9 protein-coding genes are annotated in these 10,905 nt (G+C 47.7%); 6 read left to right on the top strand and 3 right to left on the bottom strand.

Going from position 1 to position 10,905, the window contains the following annotated elements; genetic code table 11:
• The first annotated feature begins 50 nt into the window (after positions 1-50).
• On the top strand, positions 51-866 hold the full coding sequence (locus tag EMP01_RS14700; RefSeq protein ID WP_129022316.1) for an XRE family transcriptional regulator: 816 nt from the start codon (positions 51-53) through the stop codon (positions 864-866).
• Between the two features lie 46 nt (positions 867-912).
• Here the strand turns inward: EMP01_RS14700 and EMP01_RS14695 are convergent, their stop codons facing one another.
• Entirely contained in the window at positions 913-1,938 is a 1,026-nt protein-coding gene (locus tag EMP01_RS14695; RefSeq protein WP_129022315.1) for an NAD(P)-dependent alcohol dehydrogenase, read from the bottom strand.
• 303 nt (positions 1,939-2,241) lie between these two features.
• Here EMP01_RS14695 and EMP01_RS14690 point away from each other — a divergent pair, with 303 nt between their 5' ends.
• The 4 genes from EMP01_RS14690 to pdeM are packed head-to-tail and all read left to right on the top strand — an operon-like array spanning position 2,242 to position 7,934.
• The gene (locus EMP01_RS14690; protein WP_129022314.1) at positions 2,242-3,237 is read left to right on the top strand and encodes a ligase-associated DNA damage response exonuclease; all 996 of its coding nucleotides are present in this window, start codon (positions 2,242-2,244) and stop codon (positions 3,235-3,237) included.
• 10 nt (positions 3,238-3,247) lie between these two features.
• Complete coding sequence (locus EMP01_RS14685) at positions 3,248-4,828, top strand: ATP-dependent DNA ligase (protein WP_129022313.1); 1,581 nt, start codon at positions 3,248-3,250, stop codon at positions 4,826-4,828.
• Positions 4,828-7,290: a ligase-associated DNA damage response DEXH box helicase gene (locus tag EMP01_RS14680; RefSeq protein ID WP_237559549.1), complete on the top strand. Its 2,463-nt coding sequence runs from the start codon at positions 4,828-4,830 to the stop codon at positions 7,288-7,290. Before EMP01_RS14685 ends, EMP01_RS14680 begins: the two co-directional genes overlap by 1 nt.
• Positions 7,287-7,934 carry a ligase-associated DNA damage response endonuclease PdeM gene (gene pdeM / locus EMP01_RS14675; protein WP_129022312.1) on the top strand — a complete coding sequence of 216 codons (648 nt, stop codon included), beginning with the start codon at positions 7,287-7,289 and terminating at the stop codon, positions 7,932-7,934. Before EMP01_RS14680 ends, pdeM begins: the two co-directional genes overlap by 4 nt.
• Before the next feature lie 88 nt (positions 7,935-8,022).
• Here pdeM and EMP01_RS14670 read toward each other — a convergent pair whose 3' ends face one another.
• On the bottom strand, positions 8,023-9,462 hold the full coding sequence (locus EMP01_RS14670; protein ID WP_129022311.1) for an exonuclease domain-containing protein: 1,440 nt from the start codon (positions 9,460-9,462) through the stop codon (positions 8,023-8,025).
• A gap of 30 nt (positions 9,463-9,492) precedes the next feature.
• On the bottom strand, positions 9,493-10,233 hold the full coding sequence (locus tag EMP01_RS14665; RefSeq protein WP_129022310.1) for a dienelactone hydrolase family protein: 741 nt from the start codon (positions 10,231-10,233) through the stop codon (positions 9,493-9,495).
• Between the two features lie 402 nt (positions 10,234-10,635).
• Here EMP01_RS14665 and EMP01_RS14660 point away from each other — a divergent pair, with 402 nt between their 5' ends.
• A complete protein-coding gene (locus EMP01_RS14660) occupies positions 10,636-10,836 on the top strand; it encodes a cold-shock protein (RefSeq protein WP_129022309.1) in 201 nt (66 codons plus the stop codon).
• The last annotated feature ends 69 nt before the right edge of the window (positions 10,837-10,905 follow it).

Genomic DNA, 10,905 nt, shown 5'->3' with positions numbered 1-10,905 from the left:
TGCTACATTTGTTACTATTAATAACAATACTACGATACCAATAATAACAAATGAATCATACAACGCAAAATATATTTTTCAACACCAACCTGAAATATCTGCGGGAGCGCAAGAAACTGAACCAGGAAAAACTGGCGCAAATCCTTGCTATTACCCGCTCTAAGCTGGCTGCACTGGAGGCCGGAACAACCAAGGCACCACCACCCGAAGACTATGTTAATATTTCTGCATTCTTCCACATCAGTATTGATACCCTGCTGAAGATTGACCTTCGCAAACTGGGAGAATTTAAGGTAAGGGAACTGGAAGCGGGGAATGATATTTATATCAAAGGCGGAAACCTGCGGGTGCTGGCCGTATCAGTTGATCGCGCAGATCATGAAAACGTGGAGTATGTACCGATCAAAGCGCGCGCCGGCTATGCCTCCGGGGGCTACAGCGACCAGGAGTATATAGCAGAATTGCCCAAATACAATATTCCTAATCTGCCCAGAACCGGTACCTATCGCACATTTCCGATTACGGGCGATTCTATGCTACCCTTCCCGGACGGCACCGATATTACCGGGCGCTTTGTACAGGACTGGCATACACTGAAACCGGACACACTGGCTGTAGTGGTGCTGAGCGGTACACAGGATATTGTGTTTAAATCCATCACCCTGAGCGAAGAGGGTAATCTGGAATGCCGCTCCCTGAACGAGCTATATGAGCCCTATACCGTTCCTGCAGGTGAGGTAAGGGAGATATGGGAGTATTATGCCTATACAACCAGGGAGATCCCTAAAGGCAACGCAGATATGGATCGCGTACTGAGTGCCCTGGAAGAGATCAAATCTATAGTGCGTACAAAAACAAAGCGCTGATGCATGGCATCAGCGCTTTGTTTAATATTCAAAACACAATTTTCTTTTAAGGGATGAGTACGGCACGTCCTTTGATCTGACCATTACGCAGCTTATCATATACCGCTACGGCCTCATCCAGTTTATAACGCTCTACTTCAATATGAATTTTTTGCTGGCGAGCCAGACCTACCACCTCTATCAGCTCGGCACGGGAGCCCCAGTATGGGTTGGTCATATTCACCCCGAAAGGCATGCCCATCATATTATACTCATAATGTCCGCCGCCCAGGCCGACGATGGTCAGGTCGCCATCCAGGCCTACAATTTTAGTGCCCAGCTCAATAGTCGATGTTGACCCCACAAAGTCGATCACCGCTTTCGCTTTCTGAATACCCGTGATCTTCTGTATTTGCTCTGCCGCATCGCTGTCCTTGGAGTTTACGGTATAAGATGCACCCAGTTCTTTGGCAAAATCCAGGCGCTCCTGGGTAATATCGCAGGCGATAATGGTAGAACCAGTCATCTCTCTTAAGATCTGTAAAGCCACATGGCCTAAGCCGCCTACACCAATCACAACCACAAACTCATCCGGCATTAATTTAGGCAAAGAACGCTTGATCGCAGCATATGGCGTCAGTGCCGCATCGGTAAGCGGGGCCGCAATTACGGGATCCAGGTCATGGATGGGTACCAGTAGTCTGGAAGAGGGAACCAGCATGTGTTCTGCCATACCACCATTTAAACCCAGCCCGCCACCAAAAGCCATTTCGGACTGGTGATCACAATAATTTTCTTTAGATTGCTGGCAAGGCTTACAGTGCCCGCAGCCCCATGGGCCATAGACCAGCACTGCATCCCCTTTTTTATAATCTTTTACTGCCGGGCCTACTTCTTCTACCCAACCTGCATTTTCATGCCCCAAGGTAAATACAATACCGGTAATGATACCTTCATCAATAATGTGCAGGTCTGAGTGACAAACACCTGCTCCTCCGATCTTCAGCAACACTTCATCTCCTGTCGGGGTGGGCTTTTCCAGGTCATTGACAACACGGACATCTTTATGTCCGAAATAGCGTACTGCTTTCATAAAAAATAATATTATAAGTGATGAAATACGATCATTTATTTTTTATCATCCAATCTATAGAACTCATATACCAGGCGGCACAAATGGACAAAGTGAGGTTTAAGACAGCTTGTCTTTAAAGGTACAAAATTCATTTGTTTCCTAATGTTAAAATCGGTGTATACCAGTCATTTATAATGAAATAATTTGAACCCTCATCCATCGCATGCCGGTATCTTTTTATCATAATTTTAATTGCCGGATTCCTATCACCATGAGAAATAATAAGTACATTCATGGCAACAATTAATCCGACACCACTATATGCTCCAATTCACCCCTAAAGGTATATTGTGTGTTCCCGGAGGCTTCTACATTGACCCCTGGAAACCGGTTGATCTGGCTGTCATCACACACGGACATTCAGACCATGCCCGTTGGGGCATGAAAAAATACCTCTGCCATCACTACACTGTACCTATCCTGAAAAGTCGTCTGGGCACGGATATTGCTGTGCAAGGCATTGCTTACGGCGAGCCAGTAACGATCAATGGTGTACAAGTATCGCTGCATCCTGCAGGGCACATCATCGGTTCGGCCCAGGTACGCATGGAGTACAAGGGATATGTGGTGGTGGTCTCCGGCGATTATAAGGTACAGGATGATGGCCTGTCCGACCCGCTGGAGATCCTGCGTTGCCATGAGTTTGTTACAGAAAGCACTTTCGGATTGCCCATTTACAACTGGCAGAGCGTAGCGGCCCAACACACCCAGCTGCAGGAATGGGTAGCCGGTAACAGGGCCAATGGTAAGACTTCGGTATTCATTGGTTACTCGCTGGGCAAAGCGCAGCGCATTATGAAAGCATTGGAGGGCATAGCACCTATACATGTACATTACTCCATTGCGGTGCTCAACCAGGCTTACGAAAGTGCCGGTATACAATTACCGGATTATGCAATCGCTGATTTGCGGGAGGATGTCAAGCACCTGGCACAGGATATTGTTATCCTGCCCCCGTCCTTACTGGATGCACAGGTAACCCGCAAGATACCGGATATGGCCAATGCGATCTGCTCCGGCTGGATGCAGGTACGTGGTGCACGCCGCTGGCGCAGTGCCGATGCGGGTTTCGCCATCAGCGATCATGCCGACTGGCCAGGCCTGCTCGATACGGTTAAAGCAACCGGAGCGGAGAAAGTATATGTAACCCACGGCCAGACGGCTGTATTCACTAAATACCTCAACGAAATCGGGATCGCAGCGGAAGAAGTCACTACCCGCTTCGGAGAAGAAGAGGAATCTGTTGAACCTTCATAACCGGCCTGCTATGAAAACTTTTGCAACACTGATCAATGCACTCGATAGTACAAACAAGACCAATCTTAAGCTGGAAGCGCTGATGCATTTCCTGGCAGAGGCAGAGGAGGGTGATAAAATGTGGCTACTGGCACTCTTCACCGGTAAGCGGCCCAAACGCAATGTCAATACAGCTTTGATGCGGCAATGGGCAATGGAGATTGCCGGTATACCGGAATGGCTCTTCCTGGAGTCTTACAGCTCTGTCGGTGATCTGGGAGAAACCATATCTCTGATCTTACCCGCACCGGAGCAGTATACCGAACGCTCCTTATCGGAATGGATGCAGCAGATTGCCACGCTGGACAAGGCCACAGAAGCAGAGAAGAAAACTTTTGTAACCGAAGCCTGGCGCAGCCTTACACATACAGAACGATTTATTTTCAACAAATTACTGGGCGGTAGTTTTCGCCTGGGTGTATCGGCCCAGACCCTTATCAATGCGCTGGCCCGGTATTATAACATGGAGGCCAATGCCGTTACCCATAGCATTATGGGGGACTGGCAGATGGACGCAGTAACGTTCGATGAGCTGGTACAGGGAGCTTATACCGATACACAATTATCCAAGCCTTATCCCTTCTGCCTGGCCTATCCGCTGGAGAAAGAACCGGAAGAACTGGGCCCTGTGCAGGACTGGCAGGTAGAGTATAAATGGGATGGCATCCGCGGGCAACTGATCAGAAGAAATGATGAAGTATTTATCTGGTCCCGGGGCGAGGAGCTGATCACAGAGCAGTTTCCGGAGATCAAAGCAGCCCTCTTGCAATGGCCGGTCAATGTTGTGCTGGACGGGGAATTACTGGTATTCAAAGACGGACAGGTCCTCAATTTCAGTGCACTGCAACAGCGGCTGAACCGGAAAAATATCAGTGCTAAAATGCTGCAGGAATTACCGGTTGTTTGCTTTGTTTATGATCTGCTGGAATTGGATGGAAAGGATCTGCGAAATCTACCCATAAAAGAACGGCGGTCCATGCTGGAAGAGTTGTTGCGCCAGTATGCCGGCGGTCCATTAATGCTATGCCATACGATCGCAGCAGTGGACTGGGAAGCACTGAAATCTATACGTCAGGAATCGCGTTCGGTCAACAGTGAGGGCCTGATGCTGAAACATAAAGACTCGCCTTACCATACCGGCAGAAAGAAAGGAGACTGGTGGAAATGGAAGATAGATCCATACACCATAGATGCCGTGCTGATCTATGCCCAGAAAGGAAGCGGACGCAGAAGTGCGTATTATACCGATTATACCTTTGCCGTACGCAAAGGTGATGAGCTGGTCTCTATTGCGAAAGCCTATTCCGGACTTACAGATAAAGAAATACAGGAAGTGAACCGCTACATCAACCAGCACGCGATTGAAAAATTCGGGCCGGTGCGTACAGTAAAACCGGAACTGGTATTTGAGATTGCATTTGAAGGCATCAGCTTCAGCAACCGGCACAAATCCGGTGTGGCCCTGCGTTTCCCCAGGATTGCCCGATGGCGCAAAGACAAGACCGCCGCAGAGATTGATGATATAGAAGAAATCAAAAAAATGATCCGTTAGTGAGCAAACGCTTAATCCATACACAGGGCTACAGCATCGTAGCCGAATGGATGCAGGCCAAAGGCAATACTGCATTCAGCTTCCAGAAGGAGGCCTGGCAGGCGTATGCCGATGGGTATAGCGGTATGATTGTGGCGCCAACCGGATTCGGTAAAACCTTCTCGGTATTCCTGGGTGTGCTCATCGATTTCATGAATCACCCGGAGGCGTATAAAGACGGGCTGAAACTCTTATGGGTTACTCCTTTGCGGGCATTGGCCAAGGACCTTTCCCGCGCGATGCAGGAGGCTATAAATGAGATAGGGCTGGACTGGACGGTAGAGGTGCGCAACGGAGATACGGACATTAAGCAAAAAGCAAGACAGAGCCGCATGATGCCGGATATATTGATCGTCACTCCCGAAAGCCTGCACCTGTTGCTGGCACAGAAGGGCCGCGAGCGTTTCTTCAAAACCCTGAAATGTATTGCTGTTGATGAATGGCATGAATTGCTGGGTGGCAAAAGAGGGGTTATGACGGAACTGGCACTGGCCTATCTCAGACATGTTTATCCGGACATCCGCACCTGGGGCATCACTGCTACTATAGGCAACCTGGATGAGGCGATGGAGGTATTGCTGCCACATACCGATCGAAAAAAGAAGATTACGGCCAAAGAAAAGAAGAAGATAAAAATTATACCGGTATTCCCGGATGAGGTAGAGGTACTGCCCTGGGCGGGGCATCTCGGAGCAAGGCTGGTATACCAGGTGGTACCGATCATCAACCAAAGCCGCTCCACCATTATATTTACCAATACCCGCAGCCAGAGCGAGGCCTGGTACCAGCTGTTGCTGGATGCCTATCCCGATTTTGCGGGACTGCTGGCCCTGCACCACAGCTCGATAGAAGGCCAACTAAGACAATGGATCGAAGATAGTTTGAGTAGCGGATACCTGAAGGCTGTGGTGTCTACATCCTCCCTCGACCTTGGTGTAGATTTCAAACCGGTAGATACAGTGGTGCAGATTGGCTCCAGCAAAGGGGTTGCGCGGTTTATGCAAAGGGCCGGCCGTAGTGGCCACTCCCCTTTTGAAGTATCGACTATCTATTTTGTACCGACGCATTCGCTGGAATTGATTGAAGCAGCAGCACTCAAAGAGGCCGTCAAAACGCAGACAATTGAGCACAGAGATCCTATGGTGCTGACCTTTGATGTGCTGGTACAATTTCTCATTACACTGGCCCTGGGCGGTGGTTTTAAGGAAGAAGATTTGTTTCCGGTTATCCAACAAACCTTCGCTTTTTCTGAGATGACAGAAAGCGAATGGCGCTGGTGTATTGATTTCATCATTACTGGCGGTACTATTGGTGCAAACTATGAGGAGTATCATAAAGTGGTCCGGCGAGAAGATAATATGCTGGTGGTTACCAGCCGGCGTATTGCAATGCTGCACCGGATGAATATCGGTGTGATTGTGAGTGATGCCATGATGCGGGTGAAATTCGTATCTGGTGGCTATGTGGGCATGATCGAAGAATATTTTATTTCCAAACTGAAAGCCGGCGATAAGTTCCGGCTGGCGGGCCGTGTGCTGGAACTGGTGCGCTCCAAGGAAATGACGGTATATGTACGGTCCTCTTCCGGCAAGGCCATTACGCCCAGCTGGCTGGGGGGCCGATTGCCCTTGAGTTCTAACCTGAGCTACTTCCTGAGACAGAAACTGGCACTAGCCCGCAATCCTGATCGCAGCGAAAAAGAGCTGAAGTTTCTCAAACCCTTGTTTGACAAGCAAAGCGCGCTATCACACATCCCGGCCGAAGATGAGTTCCTGGTCGAATCCATTAAGACAAGAGAAGGATTTCATTTATTCATGTACCCTTTCGAGGGGCGTCTGATCCATGAGGTGATGGCCGCACTGGTGGCTTACCGCATCAGCCGCTACTACCCGATCAGCTTTTCTATGGCAATGAACGATTACGGATTTGAATTGTTTTCCGATTCGGAAATCAAACTGGATGAGGATCAGCTAAGGGAGATACTGAGTACCGATCACCTGATGGATGATGTGTTTACCAGCATTAATGCGACGGAAATGGCCCGGCGCAAATTCAGGGATATTGCTGTGATCTCCGGCCTGGTGATACAAACCTATCCCGGTGCACAGAAAAGCAATAAATCATTACAATCCTCCTCCGGTCTCATGTTCAATGTGTTTGAAGAGCATGATCCCGGCAATCTCTTATTGCGACAGGCTTATATGGAAGTATTTAACCAGCACCTGGAGGAGCATCGGCTCATTGCTACATTCAAACGGATCAATAAGAGTACCATTATTTATAAAAGTATGAACAGTTACTCTCCGCTCAGCTTTCCCATAAAGGTAGACAGCCTGCGCCAGTCCCTGACCAGCGAAGACCTCAGTACCCGTATACAGAAGCTGCAACAGAGCGGAGTACGCAGCCCGAAAAAAAGAAGATGAGACTGATAGAGCAAAACATTCCTGTATTGCAGGAGCAATTTATTTTAACCAACCAGGCAGCACTTTTCTGGGAGCGGCAAAAGACACTGATCCTGTCGGACCTACACCTGGGCAAGGCGGCGCACTTTCGGCGTAATGGTATTGCCATGCCCGTACAACTGGCCCTGCAGGATCTGGAGCGGCTGGATACGTTGATTCATCATTTTGCGGCAGAGCAGGTCATCGTGGTAGGCGACCTGGTACATGCCGGTGCCAATAAAGAGGTCCTGCTGTTTACAGCACTAACGCATAAACACGAGCAGGTATCTTTTACCCTTATCCGTGGCAACCATGACCGCCTGTCTGAAGATCAGTTATGTGCTATAGGTATACAGGAGGTGTATGATGAACTGAATATAGCGGGCATTACCTTTTCGCACGATGCAGTACAGTATCCTGTACCATTTGTAGTTTCAGGCCATATTCATCCAGGTGTAGATGTTATGTTCCATACCCGGCAGCGTATGCGCTTCCCTTGTTATGTAGTTACTCCGCATCAATTGATCTTACCGGCCTTCAGCCGCTTCACCGGTCTGGATACGGGTCGTATACCAGCAGGGGCCACCTGCTATGCATTTTATAAAGAAGGTATTTTTACGGTGTAAGGATGTACAGCGCACGCAGGCCATGTGCACAACAGGAGATGAGTGTCGTTTTCAAGTAATGAATATTGTTTCCTGAATGCGGCCTCATTTAGAATAACAGGCCGGCGCGCTCTGGCAAAACATATGTTTCTGCAGCCTTATGCTGCGGTATGAGGCTTTTCACTTTGGCGGGATGTTTTGCTGCATGCAGATGAATCAGCTGCATCATGTAATGATTGCCATAATAGCGTTTCAGCATAGCACGCAGGTCTTCAAATGTAGTAAACTGTACCTGCTCATCGATATAGCCCATGGCATAAAAATGGCCACGTTCTACCCAAATACAACTTTGCTCTCCGGCTGCCCTACCCTTGTCCAGTATGGCAAATGAAGGTTGCTGTTCATGCCAGCCTGCAATAGCCAGGTCTACTTTTTCATTATGTTCCTGCATGTCCGGCAGTTCCTCTTCCTCCGGCATATCTATCATATGTTTTATATAAGATGCCTTTCCGAATTTGCAGAAGCGAAAATCGAGCTGATAGGTCTCGGCCAGTGTACGCAGCATTTTTACGCCATCATATTCCCGGTTAAATACAGCAATGGAGGGCTGCCCCTTGGCCAGTTTACCAATAGCCAGGTATTCATAGCCATTCATAGCAGTATAACGGAATATGCCATACTTAGGCTCAAATCGTTTCAGGGCACGGTTATACGCAGGCCACAGCCTTTTGATTTCTATACATTCCAGCAGCAAGGCCATCAACTCAGTCGCACAGGGTTCAAAAGAAATGCTATGTATCTCGCGCAGGAAATGCTGCCGCTGAGGATTAATGTTATGACCGGTAAAATGCTGAATGACCCGTTTCTTCAGGTTGACGGCTTTGCCTACATATATGGCTTTTCCGGCATCGTTATGGAAATAATATACGCCGGGACATTGAGGTAACTGCTGCACATATTCTGGTGCCAGGTTAGGTGGCAGCCGCTGATCCGGGGCACTTTTCTTAATCATGCCTTCTATGATCTTATCAGTATCCCAGTCCAGTAATTTATGAAACAATATCGCTGTCGCAGTGGCATCGCCCCCTGCACGGTGGCGGTCTGTGATGGGTACATCGAGGCTATCGCAGAGTCTGCCCAGGCTGTAAGAAGGCAGTCCCGGTCTTATTTTTCGGGCCATGCGCACGGTGCAGAGCTTTGGTGCGGCCCATTCGTACCCTTCTTCTTCTAACTGATGTTTGATGAAGGAATAATCGAAGTTTACATTATGGGCTACAAATACCCGGTCTTTCAATAAGGCATAAACGGCCGGGGCAAGGTCACCGAATACAGGTGCATCCTTTACCATTTCATTATTAATGCCGGTTAGGGCAAATATGTAATAGGGAATGTCTTTTTCAGGGTTGATGAGTGACTCCCATCTTTCGAGTTCGTTTGTACCATCATGTATAATAATGGCGATCTCGGTCATACGACTACCGCGGGCATTCCCTCCGGTAGTCTCAATATCTACTATTGCGTATTCTGTTGCACGCTTGCGCTTCGCCATACTTCACTATTTCTTTTTATCTCTTAAATGCTATTGTAATATTTCTTTCAGGAACAATAAGGTGTGCTGCCATGCTCTTTTAGCCATCGTTTCGTTATAGTCGGGAGACTTAGGGTCGGTGAAGGTATGCTTACTATGCGCATAAGTGATCAGCTGCCAGTCGGCCCGGCCCTCGTTCATTTCAGTGACCAGATTGGCCAGATCCTGTGGTTGAACGCTTTTGTCTTCTGCCGGATGCTCTACCAGTATTTTGGTATTGATGGGTCCGTTCGGACGGTCTGCGGCCTTAGCCAGTCCACCATGTATAGACACCACCCCTACTACAGGAAAGCCTGCACGGGCTACTTCCAGCGAACCGCTGCCGCCGAAACAAAACCCGATTACAGCTATTTTTTCAGGCAGGGCGCCCTCTTTCTTCAACTGATCCAGCGCGAGACTGATGCGGTGCTGATAGGCTGCATAATCTTGTTTGTACTTTCCGGCTATTGCTGATGCCGCAGTATTGTCTGCCGGAACATTTCCTTCTCCGTAAATATCTGCTATAAAGGCTATATATCCTTGCTGCTGCAATGCTAAGGCTGCCGCGCGGGCTTCTTCGTCAATTCCTTTCCAGGCAGGAAGGATCAATACTCCGGGTAGCTTCTTGCCGGCATTTGCGGTCACCTCTCCTTTCAGGGCCTGGGTACCATCGGTATAGCGAACTGCTTTCAACTGCGCTTGGGCAGATAAGCCGGAAATGAGGATAGCAGCCATGAGTAAAAGCTTTTTCATGTAGAAATATTATTTGATATAAATGCTTTGTAAAGATACCAAAGTCCGGAGCAACAAATTCGTTAAACCTTCATTAGCATTACTCCTGTTTCTTTCCACAATTTATGGTGTAGAAAATTCCCGATTGGGTATTGTTTTTCCACATCAAATTATACAATACAATATATAAATAATTGATTATCAAACAATTTTTAGTTTGGAATGATATTGGCATATGTTGCTGTATATCTATTGACGTACTTGGAAAGGCTTTTTCAATAATTATTGACGCATGACAATTGCATTTTTGGGTAGGGATTAAAAAGCTCCTTTCCAGGGGCTTTTTACTTTTCTAAAACCATAATAAATCATTTACGCACAATCATACACACTACTATTTATTCAAATTAAAAACAAAAAATCATGCAAGAAGGAACCGTAAAATTTTTTCACCCGGAGAAAGGCTTTGGGTTTATTAAACCAGAAAACAGTAATGAAGATATTTTCGTCCATGCCTCTGGGCTGGTCGATAAAATTGAGCAGTCTGACAAGGTGGTCTTTGATACCATGACCAGCAAGAAAGGACTCGTTGCAATTAAAGTAAAGAAAATACGTATCATATAATCCTTGTTTGTATAACCTGGCTTGCCCTTTCCAGGGAAGGCTATATAATGTTTGGAATAAGACAAGCCG

The sequence above is a fragment of the Edaphocola flava genome (assembly GCF_004118155.1).
Taxonomy (GTDB): Bacteria; Bacteroidota; Bacteroidia; order Chitinophagales; family Chitinophagaceae; genus Edaphocola; species Edaphocola flava.
This window is presented reverse-complemented; position numbering and strand designations above follow the sequence as displayed.